Annotated in this window: 26 protein-coding genes; 16 read left to right on the plus strand and 10 right to left on the minus strand. The window is 39.2% G+C overall.

Annotated elements, in window-relative coordinates; translation table 11 throughout:
- Nucleotides 1–102: 102 nt before the first annotated feature.
- Both VOI17_RS00135 and VOI17_RS00140 read right to left on the minus strand, forming a co-directional pair.
- Nucleotides 103–798: a YjjG family noncanonical pyrimidine nucleotidase gene (locus tag VOI17_RS00135; protein WP_323755208.1), complete on the minus strand. Its 696-nt coding sequence runs from the start codon at nucleotides 796–798 to the stop codon at nucleotides 103–105.
- Between the two features lie 25 nt (nucleotides 799–823).
- Nucleotides 824–1207 carry a metalloregulator ArsR/SmtB family transcription factor gene (locus tag VOI17_RS00140; RefSeq protein WP_323755209.1) on the minus strand — a complete coding sequence of 128 codons (384 nt, stop codon included), beginning with the start codon at nucleotides 1205–1207 and terminating at the stop codon, nucleotides 824–826.
- Between the two features lie 220 nt (nucleotides 1208–1427).
- On the opposite strand from VOI17_RS00140, the gene VOI17_RS00145 reads away from it, so the two are divergent.
- Nucleotides 1428–2069, plus strand: a complete 642-nt coding sequence (locus VOI17_RS00145; protein ID WP_323755210.1) for a carboxypeptidase-like regulatory domain-containing protein — start codon at nucleotides 1428–1430, stop codon at nucleotides 2067–2069.
- A 2-nt stretch (nucleotides 2070–2071) separates the two neighbouring features.
- Here VOI17_RS00145 and VOI17_RS00150 read toward each other — a convergent pair whose 3' ends face one another.
- A complete protein-coding gene (locus VOI17_RS00150; RefSeq protein WP_323755211.1) occupies nucleotides 2072–2812 on the minus strand; it encodes a DUF6503 family protein in 741 nt (246 codons plus the stop codon).
- Nucleotides 2813–2902: 90 nt separating this feature from the next.
- On the opposite strand from VOI17_RS00150, the gene VOI17_RS00155 reads away from it, so the two are divergent.
- The 3 genes from VOI17_RS00155 to VOI17_RS00165 are packed head-to-tail and all read left to right on the plus strand — an operon-like array spanning nucleotide 2903 to nucleotide 5405.
- Complete coding sequence (locus VOI17_RS00155; protein WP_323755212.1) at nucleotides 2903–3619, plus strand: type II CAAX endopeptidase family protein; 717 nt, start codon at nucleotides 2903–2905, stop codon at nucleotides 3617–3619.
- The gene (locus tag VOI17_RS00160; protein ID WP_323755213.1) at nucleotides 3619–4608 is read left to right on the plus strand and encodes an SDR family oxidoreductase; all 990 of its coding nucleotides are present in this window, start codon (nucleotides 3619–3621) and stop codon (nucleotides 4606–4608) included. The genes VOI17_RS00155 and VOI17_RS00160 overlap by 1 nt, the downstream gene beginning before the upstream one ends.
- Nucleotides 4605–5405: an SDR family NAD(P)-dependent oxidoreductase gene (locus VOI17_RS00165; RefSeq protein ID WP_323755214.1), complete on the plus strand. Its 801-nt coding sequence runs from the start codon at nucleotides 4605–4607 to the stop codon at nucleotides 5403–5405. Before VOI17_RS00160 ends, VOI17_RS00165 begins: the two co-directional genes overlap by 4 nt.
- A 67-nt stretch (nucleotides 5406–5472) precedes the next feature.
- On the opposite strand, the gene VOI17_RS00170 is transcribed toward VOI17_RS00165, so the two are convergent.
- The 3 genes from VOI17_RS00170 to VOI17_RS00180 form a co-directional block, all read right to left on the minus strand.
- Nucleotides 5473–6201, minus strand: coding sequence for a pentapeptide repeat-containing protein (locus tag VOI17_RS00170; protein WP_323755215.1), 729 nt, complete (start codon nucleotides 6199–6201; stop codon nucleotides 5473–5475).
- A 220-nt stretch (nucleotides 6202–6421) separates the two neighbouring features.
- Nucleotides 6422–6925 (minus strand): DUF4920 domain-containing protein, encoded by a 504-nt coding sequence (locus VOI17_RS00175; RefSeq protein WP_323755216.1) that lies wholly within the window; start codon nucleotides 6923–6925, stop codon nucleotides 6422–6424.
- Between the two features lie 52 nt (nucleotides 6926–6977).
- Nucleotides 6978–7172, minus strand: a complete 195-nt coding sequence (locus VOI17_RS00180) for a helix-turn-helix domain-containing protein (protein ID WP_068409861.1) — start codon at nucleotides 7170–7172, stop codon at nucleotides 6978–6980.
- A 487-nt stretch (nucleotides 7173–7659) separates the two neighbouring features.
- On the opposite strand from VOI17_RS00180, the gene VOI17_RS00185 reads away from it, so the two are divergent.
- The gene (locus VOI17_RS00185) at nucleotides 7660–10302 is read left to right on the plus strand and encodes a WG repeat-containing protein (RefSeq protein ID WP_323755217.1); all 2643 of its coding nucleotides are present in this window, start codon (nucleotides 7660–7662) and stop codon (nucleotides 10300–10302) included.
- 11 nt (nucleotides 10303–10313) lie between these two features.
- Nucleotides 10314–11945 (plus strand): alkaline phosphatase PafA, encoded by a 1632-nt coding sequence (gene pafA, locus VOI17_RS00190; RefSeq protein WP_323755218.1) that lies wholly within the window; start codon nucleotides 10314–10316, stop codon nucleotides 11943–11945.
- Between the two features lie 140 nt (nucleotides 11946–12085).
- Here the strand turns inward: pafA and VOI17_RS00195 are convergent, their stop codons facing one another.
- The gene (locus VOI17_RS00195) at nucleotides 12086–12982 is read right to left on the minus strand and encodes a DMT family transporter (RefSeq protein ID WP_323755219.1); all 897 of its coding nucleotides are present in this window, start codon (nucleotides 12980–12982) and stop codon (nucleotides 12086–12088) included.
- Nucleotides 12979–13977 carry a tRNA dihydrouridine synthase DusB gene (dusB, locus tag VOI17_RS00200; RefSeq protein WP_323755220.1) on the minus strand — a complete coding sequence of 333 codons (999 nt, stop codon included), beginning with the start codon at nucleotides 13975–13977 and terminating at the stop codon, nucleotides 12979–12981. The genes VOI17_RS00195 and dusB overlap by 4 nt, the downstream gene beginning before the upstream one ends.
- Nucleotides 13978–14012: 35 nt before the next feature.
- Here dusB and VOI17_RS00205 point away from each other — a divergent pair, with 35 nt between their 5' ends.
- The 5 genes from VOI17_RS00205 (at nucleotide 14013) to VOI17_RS00225 (ending at nucleotide 18082) form a co-directional block, all read left to right on the plus strand.
- The gene (locus VOI17_RS00205) at nucleotides 14013–15023 is read left to right on the plus strand and encodes a CPBP family intramembrane glutamic endopeptidase (protein WP_323755221.1); all 1011 of its coding nucleotides are present in this window, start codon (nucleotides 14013–14015) and stop codon (nucleotides 15021–15023) included.
- Nucleotides 15020–15223, plus strand: a complete 204-nt coding sequence (locus VOI17_RS00210; RefSeq protein ID WP_323755222.1) for a putative signal transducing protein — start codon at nucleotides 15020–15022, stop codon at nucleotides 15221–15223. The genes VOI17_RS00205 and VOI17_RS00210 overlap by 4 nt, the downstream gene beginning before the upstream one ends.
- 2 nt (nucleotides 15224–15225) lie before the next feature.
- Nucleotides 15226–16038, plus strand: coding sequence for a phosphatidate cytidylyltransferase (locus tag VOI17_RS00215; protein WP_323755223.1), 813 nt, complete (start codon nucleotides 15226–15228; stop codon nucleotides 16036–16038).
- Nucleotides 16039–16126: 88 nt separating this feature from the next.
- On the plus strand, nucleotides 16127–17404 hold the full coding sequence (locus VOI17_RS00220) for a Glu/Leu/Phe/Val dehydrogenase (protein ID WP_323755224.1): 1278 nt from the start codon (nucleotides 16127–16129) through the stop codon (nucleotides 17402–17404).
- 15 nt (nucleotides 17405–17419) lie between these two features.
- A complete protein-coding gene (locus VOI17_RS00225; RefSeq protein ID WP_323755225.1) occupies nucleotides 17420–18082 on the plus strand; it encodes a phosphatidylserine decarboxylase family protein in 663 nt (220 codons plus the stop codon).
- Here the strand turns inward: VOI17_RS00225 and VOI17_RS00230 are convergent.
- Together VOI17_RS00230 and ribD are read right to left on the minus strand one after the other, a co-directional pair.
- Nucleotides 18079–18561, minus strand: a complete 483-nt coding sequence (locus VOI17_RS00230; protein ID WP_323755226.1) for a GAF domain-containing protein — start codon at nucleotides 18559–18561, stop codon at nucleotides 18079–18081. The two genes, VOI17_RS00225 and VOI17_RS00230, sit on opposite strands and share 4 nt — an antisense overlap.
- A 53-nt stretch (nucleotides 18562–18614) precedes the next feature.
- A complete protein-coding gene (gene ribD, locus VOI17_RS00235) occupies nucleotides 18615–19643 on the minus strand; it encodes a bifunctional diaminohydroxyphosphoribosylaminopyrimidine deaminase/5-amino-6-(5-phosphoribosylamino)uracil reductase RibD (RefSeq protein ID WP_416376037.1) in 1029 nt (342 codons plus the stop codon).
- A gap of 118 nt (nucleotides 19644–19761) precedes the next feature.
- On the opposite strand from ribD, the gene prmC reads away from it, so the two are divergent.
- The 5 genes from prmC to VOI17_RS00260 all read left to right on the plus strand — a co-directional run bounded on the left by prmC (nucleotide 19762) and on the right by VOI17_RS00260 (nucleotide 24896).
- Nucleotides 19762–20622: a peptide chain release factor N(5)-glutamine methyltransferase gene (gene prmC, locus VOI17_RS00240; RefSeq protein WP_323755227.1), complete on the plus strand. Its 861-nt coding sequence runs from the start codon at nucleotides 19762–19764 to the stop codon at nucleotides 20620–20622.
- Nucleotides 20619–21305 (plus strand): alpha/beta fold hydrolase, encoded by a 687-nt coding sequence (locus tag VOI17_RS00245; RefSeq protein WP_323755228.1) that lies wholly within the window; start codon nucleotides 20619–20621, stop codon nucleotides 21303–21305. Before prmC ends, VOI17_RS00245 begins: the two co-directional genes overlap by 4 nt.
- Before the next feature lie 133 nt (nucleotides 21306–21438).
- A complete protein-coding gene (locus tag VOI17_RS00250) occupies nucleotides 21439–22674 on the plus strand; it encodes a 6-bladed beta-propeller (RefSeq protein ID WP_323755229.1) in 1236 nt (411 codons plus the stop codon).
- A gap of 75 nt (nucleotides 22675–22749) precedes the next feature.
- Nucleotides 22750–23118, plus strand: a complete 369-nt coding sequence (locus VOI17_RS00255) for a BlaI/MecI/CopY family transcriptional regulator (protein ID WP_062300035.1) — start codon at nucleotides 22750–22752, stop codon at nucleotides 23116–23118.
- A complete protein-coding gene (locus VOI17_RS00260; protein WP_323755230.1) occupies nucleotides 23118–24896 on the plus strand; it encodes a M56 family metallopeptidase in 1779 nt (592 codons plus the stop codon). Before VOI17_RS00255 ends, VOI17_RS00260 begins: the two co-directional genes overlap by 1 nt.
- The last annotated feature ends 40 nt before the right edge of the window (nucleotides 24897–24936 follow it).

The following is a 24936-nucleotide window of genomic DNA, read 5'->3' on the forward strand; positions in this document are numbered from 1 at the left end:
ATTTTTTTGAATGTGTTTTGTGTTTTTCCCCAAAACATTTGAGGGCCTTAAATTGACTTGCGCAAATATAAGGTTTCGCTTATGGATTAAAAACCCGATTGACTAGAGTAAGTTCCTTAATTGACTAAGCATTTGAATCTCGTAGGTAGGCGGGAAGTGGCTGGTTTGTTTTGAAGGGTTAAACCAAACATGGTCCATGCCAAAATCCTTAGCGCCTTGAATGTCTGATTCTAGGTTGTCACCAATCATTATACTCTCATTCAATACCGCTCCAGTCCTTAGTAATGCTTGCTCAAAAATGGGTGCAGAAGGTTTCCTTGACTTTGAATTCTCAGACGTCACTATCACATCAAAGTAATGATCCAACTTTGCACTTTTCATTTTTATGGTCTGTACATCGTCAAAACCATTGGTGATAATGTGCAGTTGATATCGCTCTTTTAAGTAATCTAAAATATCGTGAGCGCCTTCAAATACAGCTTCCTTCGTAGGGCAAAGCTCTACGTATTCAAAGTCAAACTGCCGCGGAACAATGTCTAGTTTAGCGTTAAGCCTTTCGAAAATAGTAGCAAATCGCCTTTCTCTAATTTGCTCACGCTGAATTTGGTGTTTGTTGAAAAGGCTCCAGAGTTCGTTGTTCACTTCGAAGAAATGCTGAACAAAAGTCTGCTTATCGAAATGGGTAATGTGTTCGAACCTATAATGATCGTAGAGTTCATGTAGGGCCGCCATGGCATTAGTGTCATAATCCCAGAGGGTATGATCTAAATCGAAGAAAATATGTTGGTAGTTTTTCAAAGTAGTGAGTGGAAGTTATGGAAACTCAAATGAACCAACCTTGTTTAGAAATTCTGTTTTCAGCCAGTTCACGATTCGATTTAAGTATTTCGTAAATCTCCTGATCCTTTTGGAGACGAGTGTCTTTGTTCAAGAAGTTGAAAATTTGCACCATCACCAGCTCCACTTCTTCCCTTATGCTATAAAAAACCCATTGGTCGTGTTTGCGTGCATTTACAATGTTGGAATTCTTTAAATAAGTAACATGCCGCGATGTTTTAGTTTGCGTATAATCCAAAATATGCTCTAGATCAGAAATGGTCATTTCACCGTTTTTCAAAAGCAAGTGCAAAATTCTTACTCTGGCTTCGTCAGACAAAGATTTAAAGATTTGAGCCCCAAAGGGCAAGCTAAAGTTTTTGAGTTTCATTGAATTGACTTTGTCTCCGTAGTTTGAATAACTTGTTGTTCAGTGATTTCCACCATTGAAAGTACGGGGTTAATTATTGTTAAATTGAGAAGAATAATTGGTTTAAGCCAACACAATTCCCCTTTATGATTGTTAATATTGCGAGGAGAAAAAATATAAGTTCTATCTTCTTATCTTTAAGTCTAAGTTCACGTAGAATAAAATTAAAAGCACAAGTATATTGAAACAAACAGTAATCACATATTCTCTCCGTGCCATTGTGCTTTGTGCTTTCATTTTTTGTGGCACTCAAAAAGGGTTTGCTCAAAACAATAACGCTGATGTAGTTCAACTTTCTGGCCTTGTAATGAATGCTGATAGTACTGAGACTGTTTTTGGGGTTCATATTTTCGCCCTTAAAACTGGCCGAGGAACAGTGTCTGATTATAGAGGCTGGTTCAGTAAGGCGTTCTATGCCGGTGATACCTTGATTTTTACTTCCATCGGTTTTAAGGATCGTAAAATAGTTGTTCCTGACACTGTGGGGGATCAATACACTATAATTGTAGCGTTGGAAGAAGAAATTACGCAGTTGCCCGATGTAGAGGTGAGTCGTTTCCCTAGCGAAGAACTTTTTAAGGAAGCGTTTCTGGCCATGAACTTGAACGAAGAACAAGAAAGTGTTCTGAATGCATTTGCCCCTGAGGCGGTTAAACAAATGGTGCTCAACATGCCTATGGGAGCGAGCCCAGAAGCCAATTATCGGTACATGATGAATCAACAATATAATCAGCAGCAATACCGCTCGGGACCAACATCAAACCCACTCCTGAATCCTTTTGCTTGGGCTAAGTTCATTAACTCTTTAAAAAAGAAGAAGTAATTCTAATTCCTAATCAGTTTTAAGCTTACAAATCGGTCTGTCCCCAACCAGCGGCTCTCTTTATTAGTATACCATGCCCTATGCATCGGAATTCGCATTCCCTTCTGAATTTCTAAACCCTCGATAAGAATATATTCTCCATCGTTTTCCGCTTCGTTATGGAAGAAGCGATAGCCCACCAAAGCATAAGTATCGGGGTTGAAATAGAAATACCAAGTGTCGGAACCCACATTTTTATCATAAGTTACTTTCAGGGCTAAAACAGGCTTTCCATCAAAAGTTGTGCTTTGAACTACGGGGTCAATGTTGGTCCCTTGGTCTGTTAATTTCATGGGTAAGCCATATAAATAGCTATAATAATTTCTCCATCTTCTTGCCCTATCGGGGCTTAGCTGTAGCGTATCAACTCTTACAGAATCAGTAATTATTCTATAATCCATAAATGATTCGGTTGAATCTCTTCCGTCTACTTTCCATGTGAATAGGTGGCTGTCTTTTACAAAAGATAATTCGAAGGCCCCTTTTTGATTGTCGATAATTACATTAGAAGGACGAACAGAACCATCAGGCATTTCTTGGTCAAGCACCAATTCCATCTTTATTTTCTGCCATTGCCCGCTCGGGTCATGAAAAGCAATACTTCGATTTAGAAGTTCTTTGCCCGAAATTTGCTCTTCCTGAGCACTTAATACGGAAGAAAATAGAAGTAGTAAAAGAAGAATAGATGTAATGTGACGGCCCATAGTGTTAAATGATGTTGAATTTAGATGGTTCTACACGTAAATGTAAGAGATGTTCTTATTTTTGCAACCTGACTCAACAGTAGCAACAACATGCACATTCCAATTTGGGACCCTTCATTTTTAGAGCCGATTTTAGCTATTGGCTTGCTCACACTTGGATTTAGTGTTTATCACTTCGTTTCAATTTCCCCTAAAGTCAAACAAAATTTTGTTCATAAATATGGCGAAGTAAAGGGCAATACAAAAGCGCAATGGTATTTTCGTTACCTCGGTGCAATGACAATCGGAGTAATTCCAGCCATTTTAATGATGGTAATTTTGGGCAAAACTCCAGCCGATTACGGAGTAACATTTAAGAACCATGCTACGTCACTTTATTGGATCTTAGGTTTGGCCGTGGTGATTATCCCAATGAATTTTTTCAATTCGAAGAAGGAAAAAAACTTGGCCTTTTACCCTAATGTAAGAGAAAAGGAATGGACAAAAGCGATGGTGGCAAAGAACGCCTTCACATGGGTGGCTTATTTGTTCGGTTACGAACTAATGTTCAGAGGTCTGTTACTTTTCGCTACAGTTCCGTTACTGGGCGAATGGCCCGCCATTGTATTGAATGCTGCTTTGTATGCTTTAGTACATGTACCGAAAAATTTAGAAGAAACCATTGGAGCAGTTCCATTGGGCGTGTTGCTCTGCCTCATTACTTTAACCACAGGAACGATTTGGGTGGCTTTTTTCGTTCACATCACTTTAGCGTTGTCCAATTTTTTCTTTTCGCTAAGACATCACCCAGACATGAAAGTTATTTAATGAACAAAAAGATATTCATCACCGGAAGTACAGGCTTTATTGGTCAAAAACTAATACATGCTTTGGCCGACCAAGGACATAATGTAACTGCTTTGGTTCGCTCTAAAGCAAAGGCTCAAACCTTAGTTCATCCAAATATTGATACCGTAGAAGGAGATTTATTTCATACCGATGCCCTAGAAAGGGGAATGGAAAACTGCGATGAAGTTTATCATTTAGCTGCCTTTGCCAGCGTTTGGGCCAAAGACGACACTTTTAAAAGGGTGAATATTGACGGCACCACTAATATTCTAGATGCCGCCAAAAAACAAGGTGTTTCCAAAGTAGTGGTCACTTCTACTGCAGGTGTAATTGGACCAGCCATTGACGGACCTGTAAATGAAGAAACGCCTCGACAGGTTGATTTTTTTACCGATTACGAAAGTACCAAACACGAATCGGAAGAACAGATGCGTCAGCGCGCTGCCAATGGTCAACATATTGTAATTGTAAATCCGACCCGTGTTTATGGCCCAGGCCCTCTCAATGTGAGTAATTCTGTAACCAAGTTGGTGAAGCAGTACATCGATGGCAAGTGGAAATTCATGCCTGGAGATGGTCTCAGCACGGGGAATTATGTGTATGTAGAAGACGTGATTCGAGGCCATATGCTCGCCATGGAGCACGGAAGATCCGGTGAGCGCTATTTACTTGGAGGAGAAGACGCTACCTACCACGAGCTCTTTGATATGATCGCTGAAATTGGTGGAAAAAAATACAAACTCTATAAAATGCCCTTGGGAGTTATGCTTACCTTCGGTAAAGTTCAGTTATTTTTAGCTGAAAATTTTGGCAAGCAGCCAATGATCACACCAGGCTGGGTAAGAAAATACCTTTATAAATGGAGTGTTTCAAGCGATAAAGCTCAAAAGGAACTTGGCTACCAAATTACTCCACTAGTGAGTGGAATTCAGCAAACGGTAGATTGGTTAAGAACTGACAACAAATGACAAACGTAAAAAAATTCGCATTGGTAACAGGATCGAGTAATGGCATTGGTCGTGCTATTGCAGAAAACTGTGCCGCAAGGGGCTTTAATGTGCTCTTGGTGGCACTACCTGAGCCTAAGCTAGAAGAAGTAGCCAATGCGCTGACTAGTAAATATCCAAATCAAGAATTCCATTACTTAGGTGTCAACCTAATGGATGCGGGTACACCTCAAGAGGTTTTTCAATGGTGCCAGAAGAACAGTTTTGTCGTAGACCTTTTGGCCAATAATGCTGGTTTGGGCAATTCTGGCGATTTTCTCTCAAAAGAATCAGAATTTTATTTTGGCCAAATGCAGTTGAATATGGTGGCCATGGTAATGCTCACCCACCATTTTTTGCCTGGAATGCAAAAGCTTGACAAGGCCTATATTTTGAATGTAGCCAGTATGGCTTCTTATTACGATATCCCATTCAAAGGCATTTATGCAGCCAGTAAGAAGTTTGTGAGTTCATTTTCACACTCACTTCGTTACGAACTAAAAGACTCCAACGTTTTTGTTTCTATACTTTGCCCTGCAGCAGTGCTTACGAACCCTGATGTGATTAAGCGCGATGCAAACATGGGTTTCGCTTCAAAAATAACAAGGCAAACGGCAGAGCAAGTAGCTGAATATGCTTTGAGTCGAATGTTCAACAGAAAGCCCGTCTCTATTCCAGGCGTCTTCCCTAAGTTTTACAGAGCATTGGGCAGGGTTATCCCACACAAAATGCAATTACGAATGTTGGCCAATGCCTTTATTAAGCAGTCGAGAGAATAAGGAAGAATTAGATACAAAAAAAGGCAGCTCAACGGCTGCCTTTTTTTGTGCTTTCTAAATCGACCAATTAGTTGTCCAGCATGTTTTTTGAGAACTTCCGACCATTAATGTCGGTGTATTTAGAGTCGATGTCCCAGCGTACGTATAAATCGCTGATATCGAAATCGCCTCTTACTTTGGTGTACTTAATATCCAAAGATCTTTCAAAACGAGCAGACGAAAGATTTACGCCATCTCTGAATTCAGTGTATTTGAAGATCGCATTTTCATCAAATTGAGTGTTTGAGAAATCTGCTAGCCTTGAAAATTCAGCGTATTTAAAAGTAGATTCATCTTTGAAAGTAGAACTTGCGAATGAGGCTGCGCGCTCAAATTCTGAATACTTGAACATAGCATCACGTTCAAATTTGCAATTTTTGAATATTACATCCTCTTCAAAATCTGCTGTAAATGTGTATTCTGATCTGTCATCGTGAAAATAAGCCACTACATCATTTTCAAAAACTACATTCTCGAAAGTGATTCTGCTTTTAATCAATTCGTTAACCGTGTTGTCTCCACCATTTTTCCACCAGCTTCTTCTGCGTGGTAAATCGGGTGCTTTTTCATCCATGTAAGTAAAATCCAGTATTCCTAAAACCGTCACATTGGAATACTTAATGTCTTCCCCATTTTTCATTGCTTTCATAATATCCGAAGCCTTTACCGTAGTTTGTGCTTTGGCATTTACTGAAAATAACGAAACAAGTAGGAAAGTGAAAAAGGTGAGTTTGAGTGTGATTTGTTGTGTTTTCATGTTGTTTTAAGTTTTGACCTTTTATTATAGACTGATAAAGCCAGAATAGGTTACAGTACCTGGAACAGATGCCAGAAAACAGCGAAGGGTTGCGTGGGTTAAATGCTAATTTCAGATTATGGAAATATTTAGGTTCAAAATCAAATCCGTATTAACCAGTTAAACAAAAAAGCCATCTGTTTTTCAACAGATGGCTTCAAATATCTTAGAGCTTTTTTACTTAAAGACTTTTTTCTTCAGTGTTTAAAATCACAACACCCGAAGCTTCAAAGGCCAATTCGTTCTTATCTTCAGTAATGGTAGCAATTTCTTCTACGCTTTTACCAGCATCTTCAGCATAATGCTTTAGCGTAGCCACATCGGTCATAGATCTTTTTACCTTACCTTCAATTATCGCTCTGTTACCTTCCATTCCTTCTTTAGGAACAAAAAATGCATAATCTTTAAAAGTAACTCTCATTTCTTCCCCAGAAGGAAGAACAAGGTTCATCCAGCATCCTTTCATAGCACACGTGGCAGTAATTTCGCCTTCCACTTTTACCATAATAGAATCACTTTCATTCAATTGATTCATCATTTCTTCTACAGAAACAATGTTCTCATGGTTGATTTTTTCTCCGTAATAACCAACTACGGTAGATTCATCCCATTGAGCTTGCTCTTTATTGCCAGCGCAAGAAAAAGTAAAAAGAGCAATAAGTAATAGTATGCTAATTCTTTTCATGTTATAAATATTTGATACAAAAATAGCGACAGAATAGTTAAAGACAAAACAATTAAGGCTTTGAGGGAACCAATAGCTCTCTTACATCTACATCTAGGACATCTGCTATCCTATACAGAATGTGTATGCTTGGCTGGGTCTTGTTATTCACGTAGTTGGTAGTGACTACATAACTCTTGTCAATTTTATCGGATAGCCACGCCTGTGTACGGCCTTGCTCCCGAAGAACGGCTTTTATTTTATTCATTTGATTGAGGTTTTTTAGAATTCAAGGAATTCCATATGCAATTTGCTAACTGTTAACGTTAATTCCTCAATTCTTTTATATAAATCTCACTTAAAATGAGAAGGAGTGATTTAGCTGAAAGAGGCAAAAAGTATTTTTTGCCTCTTTCAGCGGTGCTGAGGTAATATTTATCGCTCATTCGACATCGCTAAAAATTTCATATTGTAAACAATCATCGGTGTAACTTACTCTCTATTTGAGGCTTAAACTATCAAAAAACAATAGAATATAACCTACAAGAAGCTTGGTGAAGGTGGTTTTTAGGAAGCAAATCAGTAAACATTTTCATCCACTTTTATTGTTAATGCTCCCTAAATGGAAAATTTTAATTTGGTAGCTTATATTATACTAACTAGGTTCGCAAACCTCAAAACGAAGGCAAATAATGTCAAATTGGTATTACGGTAATTGATCGGAGGTTTGTTATTTTTGCTTTTCATTGATCATTATGTCAAAAGGAGTTCAGCTATTTATTGGTGTCGTTTTGATTTCTCTACACACTCTAGAGATTCCAACCCGTGCTTTTCGACTATATGAAAAAGGAGACACTAATAAGGCCATAGAAGTGCTTAATAAGTCTCTGGAGAAAGAGAGCTTAAACCCTGCAGGCAATTTTTTGTATTCCATGATTTTCGTGGACAGCCTGTTTAACGACTACAGCATAGATTCTGCATACCATTTTGTCAACAAAGCCATTTCTGATTTTAAGCAGATAAAGGACACTAAGGACCTATCAAAGCTGAAAGAGGTTGGGGTAGATTCTGTGATTCTAGAAAAACAAAAGGACAGAATTGACGAATTGAAATTCAAAGTAATAAGAGCAAAGCATACCCTTAAAGACTACGATTGGTTTTTGAAAAAACACAACGATGCAGCCCAAGTTCCGCAAGCTATTCAATTGAGAAATCATATTGCTTATGAAAATGCTTTGGCACAGAACACTTGGGAAGGCTATTTGGCATTTATGACAGAATACCCAAAAGCAGAAGACTTTGAAAAAGCCATGCCTCTCTATGAAAAACTGCTTTTTGAAGAAAAGACGGCAGACGGTAAATTGGAGAGTCTAACAGATTTTTTGGAAGCGTACCCTGAAACCCCTTATCACGAATCGGTAGAAAATGATATTTATGAAATTGTGACAGCCACCAATTCCATTGAAGACTACACTGGTTTTCTAAAAAAATATCCGAACGAAAAATTAGCCCGAAAAAGCATTCCGAGGCTTTACCAGCTGTTTAAGGAGAAATATCCAAATCAAGATTTCTTTAAATACTTTAAGTTTCAAACGGCTAAAGATTCGATTGAAAAAGTGAATGCACTCGGAGCGGGCTATTGGCTTCCTAAAATTGAAGATGGTAAGATCAACTTCATTAACGCCAAAGTTGAAATAGCACTTAAGGCTAGTTTTGATAAAGTAGATGCCGATTGTCTTTGCATGCCTCAGCTCAAAGATTTTGTGGTTGGAGAAAAAGACGGAGAGCAACAAATCATTGCCCGCAACGGCACCGTGATTTATCAAGGTGATTTTGACAAAGCAACTGATCTTGGATTTGGTTACATCCAAATCGAAAGAGAATCAGGTTTTACCATAGTTCATAAATCTGGAGAGTTGATTGTTGACCAGCCTATGTCGTCCATAACCATACTAAATTCGCATTTTATCAGAACAGAGCAGAACGGTTTTTATGGATTAACCACCATCAATAAAAAGCCCATTCTGGACCATGTATTTATAGATATCGATACCATTGGAAATTTCATTTGGATCCAAAAAGAGGAAGGAATTGCTCTGGTAACTCCCGAAGCGCTTTTTCCAGCTGCAAATGGGGAGAAAGTTGACCTCAATTTTCAGTATGAAGAAGTAGAACTTCTGGATGATGGAAATTTTTGGGTGGTTAAAAATGGGCAAGAAGCTATTTTAGATGTCAATTTGAAAACTAAAATCCCATTCGGGGCTTATAAAATCTACCCTAAAACCTACGGTTGGCAACTAAAGTCTGCCAAAGGAATTCAGCTTTTACACAACAAGCACTTATCCTTAAAAGACCTCTATTACGAAAAGGTAGTTGAGAATGATCGTTGGCTTGGGCTAAAAAGAGAAGGTAAATGGACTTTGCTTGATCAAGTTGGAAAATTTCAACCTATGTATAATTATGACTCTCTAGGGCTTTGGGGAGAGAATATGGTCATGTTGAAAAAAGAGACGCAAACAACCACCCTATTCGCCAACGGAAAACAAATAGAGATTAAGAAAGGATGGGAGCCCAAATTATTGATCCCTCAGAATTACATCAGTACAGGAGCAAAAGCAGCGTTTGACTTTTTAATGCTTACAGGCCCAAAGAAGGCAAGAAAAATATACAACAGTTTTGGAAGAGAAATTCTGAGCAACACATTAGAAGATGCAGTGGCGCTTGGCCCTAATTTAATCCGTTTACAGAAAAATAACGCTGCCCTTACTGATAGCACTGGCAAATATGTATTGAACTTTATTTATGACGGAATAGGCTCCAACACAAATGGTTATGTAAGTATTCTGGATAAAGGAAAAGTTGGAGTCATCAATATTGCCAAGCAGATAAAAATACCACCTTCCTATGACAAACTTATCGAGCCTTATTCTGACACCGTTATGGTGGCCACTAAGGGCAAGTTAAAAGGCTTTATCTCATCCAAAAACCGTGAATTAAGTGCTTTTGATTATGACGAGATCAAATTCTTTACCGACACAGTGGCCTTGGCTAGAATTGAAAACGAATGGTTTTTACATGGCATCAAAGATGAATCCTTACGCTATGAGGGAATTTTAAATTTTGAAATACTTAAGGACAATTCTCAAGAGAAAAAATTATTGATTACGACAGAAAAAGGAAAGGGAGTTTACAGCAATATCAAGGGTGAAATTATTGAAGCGACCTACGATGAAATAAAAGTACTAGGCACAGTAGATGATCCTATTTACTTTGCCGTGAAGATTGTAAGAGAGGCCAACATTTACGTGGTAATCTACTTCGATAAGAATGGTAACAAACTGTTCACACAATCCTTTAAACAGGATGAATATTTTAAAATAGCTTGCCCTAAAAATTGAAATTCAAGAAAATGAAGAAGTCTTCTTATTTTATTCTGACGCTCGCACTACTGTCGATTGTGCAGTTAAAGGCGCAAAACGTAACCGAAAAACCCAAGCTCGTTGTCGGCATTGTTGTCGATCAAATGAAGCAAGAGTATTTAACCCGATTCTACGGGAATTTTGGCGAAGGTGGATTTAAAAGATTTGTAGAAGAGGGATTTATGGCCAGAAATGGGCACTACAATTATTCTGCTACAAGCACTGGGCCTGGTCACGCTTCCGTTTATACGGGCACAACGCCAGCGGTACACGGCATTGTAAACAACAGTTGGTACAGCAGAAGTTTAGGTAGAAGTGTTTACTGTGCAGAAGACACCACCGTATTGGCGGTCGGAGGCACAGACAAAAACGGATATATCTCTCCAATAAACTTATATTCAACCACCATCACTGATGAATTGAAACTTTCTACCCAGAAAAAAGGAAAAGTGATTGCAATGTCTATTAAAGATAGAGGATCTGCTTTGCCTGGTGGTCATTTATCAGACGGTTCTTATTGGTATGATTCAAATACTGGAACCTTCATGACTTCTACTTATTACATGAATGATTTACCCAATTGGGTGAAGTCTTTTAATGCAGCCAATCATGTTGACAAGTATTTGAACATGACCTGGGATACTTTTTTACCAATTGAAAAGTACACTGTTAGTGGTCCAGATGATTCTAAATATGAGTCGGGTTTCAAGGGAAAAGATACTCCTACATTTCCTTATAACTTAAAAGAACTAAGAAAAGACAACGGTAATTTCTCTTTGATTTCTAGTACGCCATTCGGAAATAGTTTGTTGACCGAATTAGCACTTGCAGCTTTGGACGCTGAAAACTTGGGACAAGACAATACACCTGACTTCTTGGCGGTAAGTTACTCTAGCACAGATTATATTGGCCATAATTTCGGCCCTCAATCGAAAGAAGTACAAGATACATACATCAGATTGGATCGTGAACTTGCTACACTATTTGATGCCCTCGATAAAAAAGTAGGTAAGGGCAACTATACAGTTTTCTTAACTGCCGACCATGCTGTTGCTGAAAATTCAATCCAAATGAAAGATGATGGATTTAAGATCGACAACTTCAGTAATGGAAATGCTAGAAAAGCTGTTACAGCGGCCTTGAATTCAAAGTATGGAGAGAAAGCTTGGATTGAATCTTTTTCGAGCAACATTCATTTGAATCATGAATTGATCGAAGCTGAGGGAGTAGATCTTTATGAAATGCAAAACTTTGTTGCAGATAAAATGATGGAGCAAAGTGGTATTTATATCGCTTTAACTGCGCATGATTTGGTGACCAACAACTACACTAAAGACATCAAGAATTTATTGCAGAACGCTTATCACACAAAGGAATCTGGCGATGTATTGGTTGTAATGGATCCAGGATGGCAAACTGGAGGAAGTAAAGGCACAGGACATGGTAATTCATGGACTTATGACACCCACGTACCAATTTTATTTTATGGTTGGGGGGTGAAAAAAGGAAATTCTGTGCGTGAAATTCATATTACAGATATTGCTCCTTCGGTGAGTATGTTATTGAATATGAGACTTCCGAATGGCGCCACAGGAACACCAATTTCTGAAATATTTAAGTAAGAAGAACAAAGATTAAATTTGAAAATACCCTTGGAGAGATTTACTCTTTAAGGGTATTTTATTTTAAAGGCATCCTGGTTACACCCCCTCTTTATCACCGAATCAGGTGCTAGTTATAATAGCACACTACCCTATCTCTCTTAATTTTTTTTTGAAATAGACTTCTTTTTGTTGGTTATATATACTCCAACAAAAATAGCCAGCATACCTATCACTTGCCCCAAGCCTAGATCTTCTCCATCCCAGAAGCCCCAAATCAAAGCCACAATTGGGATAAGGTATGTCACGGTACTCGTGAACAATGGATTGGTAATTTGAACCAGCTTATTAAAAAGAATCAGCGCAATTGCGGTACCCATAACTCCTAAAAGAGAAATGTAACCAAAGGCTTCTAGTGCACCTTCTTTCGTGGCCAGCGTAACTGAAAAATCAGTAAAAGTAAGCAAGTAAATACCGGCCAAAGGCCCCATAAATAGCAGACTCACCGATGTAATCACTAGCGGTTTTAAATCTGCTAAATAATATTTTATCACATTCAGGTTTACACCATAACAGATGGTAGCTAAAACAATGAACAAGGCATAAAAATTAATACCACGGAGGCCACCAACACTACCAGCTGCCAAGAGAACCACCGTACCCACAAAGGCAGTGATTAACCCAAATGTTTTCCTTTTTGTAATTTCTTGTTTGAAGAAAATTACGCCCATAATTAAAACGAAAATCGGGGTTAGCGCATTTAAAACACCCGTAACCCCGCTAGGCAAACGGGTTTGGCCAATGGCAAAAAGAAAGGCCGGGATGAAGCTCCCCACCAAACCAATAATAAAAAGCAGCTTCAAGTGTTTAAAAGAAAGCTTACCTACTTTAGGAATAGAAACGGGGATTAAAAACAGACAAGCAGCCAAAATACGCAAAGCACCAACTTCGCCAGCATTAAAAACCGCAAGACCTCTTTTAATAAGAATAAAGGAACTTCCCCAAATCAGGGCAAGAAGGATGAGTAGCGTCCACGCTAAAACGTTCGTATTTTTCATTCAACCAAAGCATAGGCATCTTCGAACACGGTAGAAATCTCATCCAGAATTTCAAAAAGTTCTTCTGGATTTTCGGATTCAACCAAGCGTGCTCTGTACGGCTTGAAGTTAGGTATTCCCCTGAAATAATTGGTGTAATGTCTTCGCATTTCAAAGATGCCTTGAAGCTCATTTTTCCATTCCAGCGAAAACTGTAAATGCTTTTTGGCAGTGGCCACCCTAGTCTTCATATCCGGAGCAGCCAAATGCTCTCCTGTTTTCATGAAATGCTTGATTTCGTTGAAAATCCAAGGATATCCAATAGCAGCACGGCCAATCATAATGCCATCTAGCTCATATCGATTTTTATAGTCCAAGGCTTTTTCGGGAGAGTCAATATCTCCATTTCCGAAAATCGGAATATGAATATCGGGATGATGTTTTACCTCAGCAATTTTAGTCCAATCGGCTTCGCCTTTGTACATCTGCGCACGGGTTCTGCCATGAATTGTCAGTGCTTGAATGCCTACATCTTGCAATCTTTTGGCAACTTCCAGAATTCTAATGGTGGAATCATCCCAACCCAAACGAGTTTTTACGGTAACGGGCAGGCTCACTTGCTTCACAATTTCCGAAGTCATCTCTTGCATTTTAGGAATGTCGAGCAAAATGCCAGCGCCAGCTCCTTTACAGGCCACCTTCTTGACAGGGCAACCATAATTGATGTCGATAATTTCAGGCTGTGCAGCTTCAGCAATCGAAGCCGCTTCTCGCATCGACTCTATTTTATCTCCAAATATCTGAATCCCTATAGGGCGCTCGTAATCGTAGATATCGAGTTTCTGCATACTTTTTTCCGCATTCCGAATTAAGCCTTCGGAAGAAATAAATTCTGTATACATCAGGTCTGCCCCATTTTCTTTGCATACGGCCCTGAATGGGGGATCACTTACGTCCTCCATCGGTGCTAATAGCAACGGAAATTCACCTAATTCTATGTTCCCAATTTTAACCATGCCCATTTCGAAAAATCGCGTAAATTTACGTCATTATGGCGAGAATCGACAATGGGATTAATATTTCCTTGAGAGGGGAAAGAGTAGACGTAATTAAAGAACTCGAAGACGGAGAAATAACCACCGTTACTACCTACAACGAGAACCCTCGAAAGACTTTTTGGGTAGTATTTGGGCTTTTATTTGCTGGATTTTTTGTTGGCCAATTTGCAGCCACAATTGCCATACTAATTTTTGTAGTCGCCAATGGAGGTGGAATGGAAGTTCTTGCTGACCCAGTTGCCATGTTCGAACTAATAGGCCAATCGCAACTCTTGATTTCTCAATCATTATATACCGTTGTGTTTACTTTTTTGGTGCCTTGGTTTTATATGAAAAACCTAGCGCGAAAGCCCATGAATGTTGTTTTTGGTGAATCCAAAACCGAGTCTTTCCCTTTAGCTTTAGCCGTTTTTGTTACCATTGCTTTTGTGTTTGTCAATGGTTTTATCATTGAATGGAATGAAAACATACAACTTCCAGAATTTATGGCAGGCTTTGAAAGGCTCGCCCGTCAGATGGAAGATTCAATGAAGGAAACCACTGAGATGTTTACCACCTTCGATAGCTTCGGCACATTTCTATTGGCTTTCGTTGTGGTCGCTATTTTACCTGGAATAGGCGAGGAACTTCTTTTCAGAGGCCTATTGCAAAACTCATTGCACCGATGGTCAAAAAATGCACACATCGCCATTTGGGTTTCGGCATTCATATTTTCAGCCATCCACATGCAATTCTATGGTCTTTCCCCACGTATGGTGCTTGGAGCGTTATTTGGCTATTTATATGTATGGTCTGGTAACCTGTGGTATCCTATTATTGCCCACATCACTAACAATGGTTTTGCGCTTATTGTAGCTTATATGTATCAGGCCGAAGTAACAGAGATTAACCCTGATGAGCCCGATACAGTACCTGGCTATGCTGGAATAGTTGCGCTGATCGTAGTTTCCTTTTTGCTGTTCGTATTCAGAAATCACTACCTTAAACCAAAATTAATAAGATGAGCAATTGGAACTCTGTTTTTAAAACTAGCATGCAGCACCAAGCCGAGATTGTAAAGGATGTTTTGTTAGATAATAATATTGAAGCCGTGCTGCTCAATCAAAAAGACTCTTCATATCATTTCGGAAGTATGGAAGTAAAAGTGGAACAATCTAATGTGATTAAAGCGCTAAAGATTATTGGTGACTTGGACTTTAGCTAATTATGAGCAACCTCTTATTAAGAATTATTACTGGTATTGTCGGGGTTTCTTTGATTATAGCGGGTATAGTATTTAGTTCATGGACTTTCGCCTTGATTTTTTTAGGTATCATGATTCTCACCCTTCGAGAGTTCTATGGTTTGATTGTCGCCTCGGGTAATACGCCTTTTAAAATCTGGGGATCATTTTTTAGTGTCTGCCTCTTTGTGTTGGTTCACCTTAGTGCTGCAGGAATTATAGCTACCAAGTACCTTTGGATATTACCTTCTTTATTAGTCATCTGTTTTATGTTTGCCCTTTACAAGCAAAAAACACATCACCCTATTATCTCCTTAGGGCTTACATTATTTGGCGTAATCTATATCGCTTTTCCTTTGAGCATGGCGAATTTGATTGTGTTCAAAAATGAATCCTATCAATATGCCATGATTATCGGAGTACTCATTGCCCAATGGGCGAATGACTCCGGAGCCTATTTTGTAGGCAAGAGTATGGGTAGAACAAAACTGTTTGAAAGTATTTCTCCCAACAAAACATGGGAAGGTACCATTGGTGGTACACTGATTTCTTTAGGAATTATCTATATCTGGAGTTTATACTTTACCGACCTTACCACAATTGAGTGGCTTGGACTTTCAATAATTGTGAGTGTTTTTGGCAGTTATGGAGACTTAATTGAGTCGTTATTTAAGCGCCATTTGGCCATTAAAGATTCTGGGAGCGTACTTCCAGGGCATGGCGGCTTTCTCGATAGATTTGATGGACTACTGTTCGCGCTTCCGTTCGTTACGCTATACTTGATGGTCATCACATAATATCTTAAATAAGCATCAAGTATTAGGCCGTATTACTTTAAAATTTCCTTAATTTTGACCAAGTTTTTAAACAAAGATAGATTTCTCTATGGGTTACATTGAACCGGCTCCGATTAAGGATAGGGCTAATCCTTTCGAGTCAATGATGTCCAGATTCAACATTGCTGCTGAAGCACTCGGATTGGACGAGCAAGTATATAACGTGCTCAAATCTCCCTCAAAACAAGTTTCTGTGTCACTTCCTATTACTATGGATAATGGCTCTATTCGCGTTTTTGAAGGTCACAGGGTAATTCACTCGAATATCCTCGGCCCATCAAAAGGCGGTGTTAGATATGCCATGGACGTGAACATTGACGAAGTAAAGGCACTCGCTGCATGGATGACATGGAAGTGTGCCGTAGTAGACATCCCCTATGGTGGTGCCAAAGGCGGCATCAAATGTAATCCAAGAGAGATGTCTGCTGGTGAAATTGAAAGATTAACTAGAGCATACACTAATGCCCTGCTTGATGTTTTCGGTCCAGACCGAGACATTCCTGCACCAGACATGGGAACAGGACCAAGAGAAATGGCTTGGATGATGGATGAATTTTCTAGAGCACATGGTATGACAGTAAATGCCATGGTCACTGGAAAACCTTTAGTACTTGGTGGTTCACTGGGTAGAACTGAAGCCACAGGTCGTGGTGTGATGGTTTCTGCTTTGGCCGCCATGGAAAAACTCAACATCAACCCTTACCATGCTACTGTAGCAGTACAAGGCTTTGGTAATGTTGGATCTCATGCAGCTTTACTTCTTGAAGAAAGAGGCGCAACCATTATTGCGATAAGCGATATTTCTGGTGCATACATCAACGAAAAAGGAATTAATATCAAAGCAGCTGTTGCTTACCGCGATGGTAACAATGGCACATTAGAAGGCTTCAAAGGAGCTGAGCTAATGGACAATGCTGCTGAATTGTTAACTCTAAAAGTAGATGTACTTGTTCCTGCTGCTGTAGAGGATGTGATCCACTCTGGTAACGTAAACCAAGTACAGGCAAAACTTATTGTTGAAGGCGCTAACGGCCCTACTTCTGCTGAAGCGGATAAAATTATCAACGAAAAAGGTATAATGGTTGCTCCAGACATTTTAGCGAATGCTGGTGGTGTAACTGTATCATACTTTGAGTGGGTACAAAACCGTTTAGGTTATAAGTGGACACGTGAAAGAGTAAACAGAAGGTCTGACAGGATCATGAAAGATGCTTTCGAGAAAGTGTATGAAACATCGCTTAAATATAATGTACCGATGCGTATTGCAGCGTACATTGTTGCGATTGATAAAGTTGCTTCTACCTATAAATACAGAGGTGGTTTCTAACCAGAAAATTACTTAATGAATATTCATAAAGAAGGAAGAGCACTGCTAGCAGTGCTCTTTTCCATATTACTAGGTTTAAATTTAGGGCTGTTCTTTTTACTGAACATTCCTTCTCACTGGACTGGAATTATTGGTGCAATAAGTCTAATTCTTTTCCTTTTCTTTCTTCAATTTTTCCGTAATCCATCACGTAAAATTGAGATCAATGAAAAACATATTATAGCACCAGCCGATGGTAAAGTAGTGGTGATTGAAAAAACCACTGAAGACGAATACTTTAGAGGAAAGGAAAGAATTCAGGTTTCAATATTTATGTCACCAATTAATGTGCACGTGAATAGAAACCCTGTAACTGGCCTGATCAAGTATTTTAAATACCATGAAGGCAAGTACTTGGTGGCATGGCACCCAAAATCAAGCACGGAAAATGAAAGAACTACTTTGGTGTATCAAATCCATAAAGGGGTAGAAATTCTAATCCGTCAAATTGCTGGCGCAGCTGCACGTAGAATTAAATGCTACGTACAAGAAAATCAATCTGTGATTCAAGGTAAGGAGTTCGGGTTTATCAAATTTGGTTCAAGAGTAGATCTTTTTTTACCACTAGATGCAGTGGTAAAGGTAGAAATTGGACAAATCACCAAAGGTGGCCAAACCGTAATTGCAGAATTGGCTTAAATTAAGCCCTCGATTATCCGCATTAACTTCTCTAAATGTACCTGATCCACCTCATCAAAATCGTTGAGTTGGTCCGAGTCCACATCAAGAATTAAGCTGACTTCCCCGTTTTTCATGGCAGGTAATACGATTTCCGATTTGGAGTCAGAACTACAAGCAATGTGACCGGGGAATTCATCTACATTCTGAACCACAATTGTTTTTGCCGTTTCCCAGCTGGTACCACAAACTCCTTTTCCTTTACGAATACGAGTACAAGCAATTGGTCCTTGGAAGGGGCCCAGCACCAATTCGTCCTCTTTTACTAAATAGAAGCCTACCCAAAAGAAACCCATCCCATACTTTAAGGCAGAAGCAATGTTGGCCAAGTTGGCAGTTAAATCTGGTTCGCCAGTAACCAACGCTTCAATTTGCGGAATAAGCGATTCGTATTTTTCTGCTTTGCTTAAATCGTTTGAGATGATGAGTTCTTCGGCCATAATTTTATTTCTGAAATGCGAATTTAAAAGAGAATTGCGTGAATGTTGGTTCCTTAATGTCGGTAAATTTTAAGCACATCGGTTTGCAGATGAATCATTTCTGCAGACGCATCTTTTAGGCTTGGTGCCATAATGCCTTCATTGAATAATACTGGGCACTCAAACACACGCGCTTCGTCCCATAAGCCCAAAGCCATTAAAGAATTGAGTAAGAAACTCCCTCCTTCCACCAAAACGGATTGTACTTTGCGTTTATGTAAATCTGCCAGCATATTTTGGAGGAAGTCTTTTTCTCCAATCTTAACGAAGTTGAGGTGATCCCTTTCCTCATTCTTTTGTGTGTTATAAATAATAGTAGGCAAACTCCCATCAAACAGGTTAAGATCAGTAGGCAAGCGTAGATGCCTATCGATCACTAAACGAAGCGGTGACTCACCATGCCAATCTCGAACATCTAGCCTGGGGTTATCATATTGAGCCGTATTGGTACCCACTAGAATGGCATCTTCTTCAGCCCGCCATTGGTGCACCATCATTCTCGATTGCTCACTGCTGATCCATTTACTATCAAAATTATTTCTAGCAATAAAACCATCAGCCGTTTGCGCCCACTTTAGTAAAATATAAGGACGTTTTTTTTCAATCATGGTGAAAAACCTTCGGTTCAGGTTTCTCGCTTTTTCTTTCAGAACACCAACACTTACTTCGATTCCAGCATTCCTGAGTTTTTCAATGCCCTTGCCTCCAACAAGTGGATTAGTATCCATGGAGGCAATGACTACTTTCTTGACCTTTTTGGTTACTAGTAAATCAGCACAAGGCGGAGTTTTACCAAAGTGCGCACAAGGCTCAAGGGTAACGTAACAAGTGCTTTCAGGAAGAAGATCAGGATTCATTACTGAATTGATCGCTTTTACTTCGGCATGCGGGCCGCCATACTTTTGATGATAGCCTTCGCCAATGATTATATTGTTATGGACGATAACGCAGCCCACCATTGGGTTCGGACTGACATGACCTCGCCCTAATTCGGCCAAATCTAGCGCACGCTGCATCCATTTTAAATCTTGCTGATCATTCACCCGCGCAATTTAGGCAATGTGATATACTATTCCTTGTCCCTTATTCAATTGGCAGGGATCCGTATCTAAAAACTCACCAATCTGACTTACAAACAAATCCTTCTCACTACTTTTGTTTATGCCTTTTGAAAAACCGAAAGCCAAAATTCAGTCGCTTACCCAAGCGCTGAAGGCCATTTATGATGAACGCGAAGCTACCAACATGGCCCATTTACTTCTGGGTCATTTTTATGGTTTAGATCGAATGGCAATCATTTTGAATAATGAGTTTTCATTGGTTGAAAGCACAGAAAGCGCACTGGACAAAGCAATTGAAGAGTTAAATCAGCAAAAGCCTATTCAGCATATTTTAGGAAGCGTGGAGTTTTATGGCTGCGAACTGAAGGTAAATGAAAGGGCTTTGATTCCCCGTCCAGAAACGGAAGAGTTGGTGGATTGGATTGTAACGGAGAATATGGTTGAAGCTCCATTCATTGTTGACATTGGCACCGGAACGGGCTGTATTCCAATAGCACTTAAAAAGACCATTCCAAACGCACAAGTAGCTGCCGTGGATGCAAGCGAAGGCGCCCTTAATTTGGCGCATGAAAACGCAAACCAAAATGGAGTTGAAGTTGATTTTCGGCATCTAGATATTCTTGAAAACAACTTCCCTTTTGACCAATTGGATATTGTGGTCAGTAATCCGCCCTACATTCCTGAAAGTGATAAGGCCAAAATGAGCTCGAATGTATTATCCTTCGAACCACATTTGGCACTCTTTGTAGAAAACCACGATCCGTTGATTTTCTATAGAAGAATAGCCGAGTTGGCCATCCAGCATTTGAAGGTTGGTGGAATGCTCTATTTCGAAATTCATGAAAGATTTGGGAAGGAAATGATTAAACTGGTGGAGGACATTGGTTTTACTAAAGTGCTCCTCAAAAAAGACTTACAAGGAAAAGACAGAATGCTACAGGCACAAAAATATTTGAAATGAAAAAATTGATTCTATTACACGGTGCATTAGGCAGCGCCTCAATGTTTGATGGCCTAACCGAGAAACTAAAAGGAGATTTTGAAGTACATGCTTTCAATTTCTCTGGGCATGGCGGTGCACCTGTGAATGAAGAAGGTTTTGGAATCGAAGTTTTTGCCGAAGAACTCCAAGCTTTTATTACCAATAATAAATTGGAAGGCGCGAATATTTTTGGTTACAGCATGGGCGGTTATGTGGCACTTTACTTGGCGGCTTCTCAACCAGATTTGATGAGCCAAATTATCACTCTTGGCACTCAATTGACATGGACAGCTGAAGGTGCAGATGAAGAAACTGCCCGCTTAAATCCAGAAACGATTAAAGAAAAAGTCCCGCAATATACTGCGCTTTTGAAAGAGCGACACGGTAAGAAGCAATGGAAACAAGTGATTTGGCAAACCGCAGGCATGATGCTGGAATTAGGCGATGAGCCCCTGCTCAACATGGAAAACCTTCCTTTAATCACCAATCAAGTCACTATTCTCCTCGGTGCTGATGATAATATGGTAAGCAAAGAAGAAAGCGAAAATGTGGCTACAATTCTTCCCAACGGAAAGTTTATCTCTATCCCCAATATGCCACACCCTTTAGAGAAAGTGGATTTCGAGACTTTATGTGAAACGCTGAAAAACTGTTTGAATTAAAAGTCTACGAGTATTACACATACAAAAGGATAGTTGCTCGAAAAACCCTTTGTCCTATTCTACAGAAGAACTACTATTTATTTAGTCTATTTACTATGTTTATAGTAAATACTTATTTCAACAGAATAGTAAAATGATACGGTTCAAATCAATCAGCTCTAATTTTTCCTTTCTTGCCACTTTCATAACCCTATTTACTTTCTCTTCTTGTAGCAATGAGAAAGAGATAGAAACCGGACTTACCACTATAAACTTGGTAGAGGCTTACAATAACTCGGCTCCAATTAATCTGAGTGACTTTGCCTCAGATATTGAATACATTCCCTTAGAAACAAGCGAAGAAACCTTTTATAGATGGGTCAGACTTAACAGTACACTTGGGGACTCAATCATCTTAATGAAATCCTCCGATCGAATCTCTTTATTTGATAGAAAAACGGGAGCTTACCTCAGAGATATTGGCCACAAGGGCGATGATCCTGAAGGTTTTACAGACGCTAGGACTGAACTTGGGGTCAATGCAAAGAACAAAACCGTTTATGCCAAAGGGAAGCGCTTTGATTTATATGAATACTCTTTAAATGAGGGGCTTTTAGTTAACACTATTCCTGGGCCTAAAATCGAGGCACTCGAAGCCACTTTGAATTCAGGTTCATTTACCGATGTCAGTTTTATTACTAGTTACGGGATCATAAAGGATGGATTAATTGCAGGTTATTTTATGAACATGAAGGGTGATGAACCATATAAGCTGGTGGTGTATGACATCAATGGTGAGATTCTGAAGTTTCACCCAAATTACCTGAGTTATGAGAAACAAGGGATATCGATTCGTGTTGAATACACAGATTTCCACAACTACGACAATGGATTATTCTTCAAAGAAAATTTTAACGACACCGTTTTTAACGTAGGTGTTGACACTTTAAAGCCTGTACTTCTCTATGAATTGGGAGAATACAGCCCTCCCTATGCCGAACAAGAAAGCATGAGCATTGAGCAAAGAAAAGAATATATGTTTGTTCGAAACACTCTTCAAAACTCAAGTTTTATATTTTACAATCTTGGCTTTAAAGGGATGGAGGCTTATGGCTATTACAATAGAAAAACCAAAGAAGCTTTTCTTTCCGACCCTTCCACCAGCAATAGCAAAACTGGCTACACAAACGATATTGACAATTTTGTGCCTTTTTACCCTACTTCAATTAATGAAGAGGGAGAAATGATGGGTGTAATCATGGCTGAAGAAGTTTATGAATGGTTTCAAAATAACCCTGACAAAATCGCTTCTCTGCCTACAAACCTGCAAGCACTGCAAAATATTGAGCCCGAAGACAATCCTGTCGTTATGATTGCCAAGCTAAAATAGAGTCCCCCAAAAGTTCTGACTACTATTTTTATAGAAGTAATACTATTTATTTAGTTTATTTACTATATTTATAGTATGAAAGAACTTACTAAGGCGGAAGAAAAGGTAATGCAGTTGCTTTGGCAGCTAGAAAAGGCCTTTACTCGTGAAATTCTGGATCAATTTGAAGGTACACCACCAAGCTACACTACCGTGGCTACCGTACTTACCGTGCTTGAACAAAAGGGCTTTGTCGATTTTGAGAAGCTCGGCAACAGCAAACGTTACTATCCTCTAGTTAGTAAAGAAGCCTACAGTGAATTTGCTTTAAGCAATGTGGTGGGAAAATATTTCGAAGGCTCTTTAAGTAAACTCGTTTCCTTCTTTACCGAGAAAAAGAACATCGACCTAAAAGAGCTCGATGAGATCATTGATGTAATTGAGAAAAATAAAGAACAGAAATAATGTGGAACCCTATACTTATCTGGAGCCTAAAAGCGGGCTTATTGTTAAGCCTCTTGTATGGCGTTTATTTCTTCTTGTTCCGAAATAATACGCAGTTTCATCTGAAACGAGTATTGCTCTTATCGGCCTTAGCAATAGCTTTACTTTGGCCAGTGATAAAGTTCAGTGCAAGTGAAAAGCCAGCTTCCAACACTCAGGTGTTCCAAAAGCTTGGTGAATCATTGCTCTCTCCGGTAGCCGAGGTTGCTCCTAAAACAATTGAAACTGGTGAAGTCCAAGTGACTGAAACCTCAAAAATGACCAGTGCTCCAGAAATTATTTGGTGGGTGTACTTAACAGGTGTGGCCATAAGTCTTTTAGTCTTCTTTAGTGAATTAGTAAAGCTCACCTATTGGCGATTAACAGGTACGGAGATGCGAGATTTGGGAAAGAACGTGATCAGCCACCCCTCAGTGAAGTACCCTTTCTCCTTCTGGAAGTGGATTTTCATTCCCGAGTCAGTAGACTATTCTGAATCAGAATGGATCGTTATTCAGGAACATGAAAACCTGCATTTAAATCAGAAACATACCGTTGATATTCTTTGCGCTGCCTTGGCTCAATGTGCACTTTGGTACCACCCAGCAGTTTATCTTTTTCAAAAAGGGATGAAGTCCAATCACGAAGCTTTGGCAGATTCCGCAGTATTAAAGTCCACCAATTTTGGACGCTATACTGAAATTTTATTGGCCCTGAGTTTAAGAACCAGCTCGGTTACACTTGGACATTCCTTCGCTCTGATTTCTTCACTTTCTAAACGACTTAAAGTTATGAAACTCAAAAAAACATCGAAACGAAGTACCTATGCTTCAATTATTTCCTTTGCAGTATTGGCATTGGTTATCGTCAGCCAAACGGTGAGTTATGGACAAGAAAAGGTTAAAAAGGGTGAAACTGGACAAATCTCCATATCCTTTATTTCAGAAGAAGGGATTTTTACATTTAATACTGCTGAGGTTTTCAAAAGGACGGGAAAATCCCCAGATTTCTGGGTAACAAACGTAGGGCTGGTATCAACAATACCCTATTTGCTAACCCCAAAGTATAAGGAACTAATTGAAAGGATTAAGCAAACTTATTATAGCAATGATAAGGATCAGAAAACCACATTTATGTTCCAATTGAGTGACGATCGAAAATCGCTTTACGATGAAATGATGAAACCCGCTGGCCTAGCCCTAAGGAAAACCGAGTTCATTGCAGAGTTGACAGTTGAAGATCGCATTGAACTCTATGAGCTTTCTAAGCAATGGGCAGAGGAAAATATTAAACCAGTTTACCCTAACTATAAGATCATCAGTGAAATGGATTTTATAGAACAGAAGTACCTGATTATACAATCGTATACAAGAAGAGAGAATGATTCAAAATATCGAATGACTGATATATTCACTTCGAAACAAGTCGATGAAATTGCCGAACCTGTTGGTGGAATTAACCGATTCCTGAATAATGTAGCGCTGAATACTAAAAAGGAAGAAGGCCTTACTATCGAAGACATGCCAAAAACCATTGATTTTGAATTTGTGGTCAATAACCAAGGGCATGTTACTCAAGTAGACCTGTTAAGCAAAGTAAAAGGTGACGAAGTAACTCAGGATAAGATATACCAGCTGCTGCGCCAGTTGAATGATAATATTATGAATGTATCTGGAGTTTATGGCTGGAAGCCCGCGTTGAAAGACAATGAATTTGTGTCGAGCAAATATAAAATCGAAATACCAAAATCACTTTTGTAGTTCTAGTTTTACTACGCTTCACAAGATTCAGCCGGCAATT

It is taken from the genome of Roseivirga sp. (assembly GCF_034669765.1).
Lineage (GTDB): Bacteria > Bacteroidota > Bacteroidia > Cytophagales > Cyclobacteriaceae > Roseivirga.

Bases quoted from the DNA above. Each gene is read 5' to 3' on its own strand.
- VOI17_RS00140 (WP_323755209.1), bottom strand. From the start codon at position 1,207: ATGAAACTCAAAAACTTTAGCTTGCCCTTTGGGGCTCAAATCTTTAAA.
- VOI17_RS00150 (WP_323755211.1), bottom strand. From the start codon at position 2,812: ATGGGCCGTCACATTACATCTATTCTTCTTTTACTACTTCTATTTTCT.
- VOI17_RS00155 (WP_323755212.1), top strand. From the start codon at position 2,903: ATGCACATTCCAATTTGGGACCCTTCATTTTTAGAGCCGATTTTAGCT.
- VOI17_RS00160 (WP_323755213.1), top strand. From the start codon at position 3,619: ATGAACAAAAAGATATTCATCACCGGAAGTACAGGCTTTATTGGTCAA.
- VOI17_RS00165 (WP_323755214.1), top strand. From the start codon at position 4,605: ATGACAAACGTAAAAAAATTCGCATTGGTAACAGGATCGAGTAATGGC.
- VOI17_RS00170 (WP_323755215.1), bottom strand. From the start codon at position 6,201: ATGAAAACACAACAAATCACACTCAAACTCACCTTTTTCACTTTCCTA.
- VOI17_RS00175 (WP_323755216.1), bottom strand. From the start codon at position 6,925: ATGAAAAGAATTAGCATACTATTACTTATTGCTCTTTTTACTTTTTCT.
- VOI17_RS00180 (WP_068409861.1), bottom strand. From the start codon at position 7,172: ATGAATAAAATAAAAGCCGTTCTTCGGGAGCAAGGCCGTACACAGGCG.
- VOI17_RS00185 (WP_323755217.1), top strand. From the start codon at position 7,660: ATGTCAAAAGGAGTTCAGCTATTTATTGGTGTCGTTTTGATTTCTCTA.
- pafA (WP_323755218.1), top strand. From the start codon at position 10,314: ATGAAGAAGTCTTCTTATTTTATTCTGACGCTCGCACTACTGTCGATT.
- VOI17_RS00195 (WP_323755219.1), bottom strand. From the start codon at position 12,982: ATGAAAAATACGAACGTTTTAGCGTGGACGCTACTCATCCTTCTTGCC.
- dusB (WP_323755220.1), bottom strand. From the start codon at position 13,977: ATGGTTAAAATTGGGAACATAGAATTAGGTGAATTTCCGTTGCTATTA.
- VOI17_RS00205 (WP_323755221.1), top strand. From the start codon at position 14,013: ATGGCGAGAATCGACAATGGGATTAATATTTCCTTGAGAGGGGAAAGA.
- VOI17_RS00210 (WP_323755222.1), top strand. From the start codon at position 15,020: ATGAGCAATTGGAACTCTGTTTTTAAAACTAGCATGCAGCACCAAGCC.
- VOI17_RS00215 (WP_323755223.1), top strand. From the start codon at position 15,226: ATGAGCAACCTCTTATTAAGAATTATTACTGGTATTGTCGGGGTTTCT.
- VOI17_RS00220 (WP_323755224.1), top strand. From the start codon at position 16,127: ATGGGTTACATTGAACCGGCTCCGATTAAGGATAGGGCTAATCCTTTC.
- VOI17_RS00225 (WP_323755225.1), top strand. From the start codon at position 17,420: ATGAATATTCATAAAGAAGGAAGAGCACTGCTAGCAGTGCTCTTTTCC.
- VOI17_RS00230 (WP_323755226.1), bottom strand. From the start codon at position 18,561: ATGGCCGAAGAACTCATCATCTCAAACGATTTAAGCAAAGCAGAAAAA.
- prmC (WP_323755227.1), top strand. From the start codon at position 19,762: ATGCCTTTTGAAAAACCGAAAGCCAAAATTCAGTCGCTTACCCAAGCG.
- VOI17_RS00245 (WP_323755228.1), top strand. From the start codon at position 20,619: ATGAAAAAATTGATTCTATTACACGGTGCATTAGGCAGCGCCTCAATG.
- VOI17_RS00250 (WP_323755229.1), top strand. From the start codon at position 21,439: ATGATACGGTTCAAATCAATCAGCTCTAATTTTTCCTTTCTTGCCACT.
- VOI17_RS00255 (WP_062300035.1), top strand. From the start codon at position 22,750: ATGAAAGAACTTACTAAGGCGGAAGAAAAGGTAATGCAGTTGCTTTGG.
- VOI17_RS00260 (WP_323755230.1), top strand. From the start codon at position 23,118: ATGTGGAACCCTATACTTATCTGGAGCCTAAAAGCGGGCTTATTGTTA.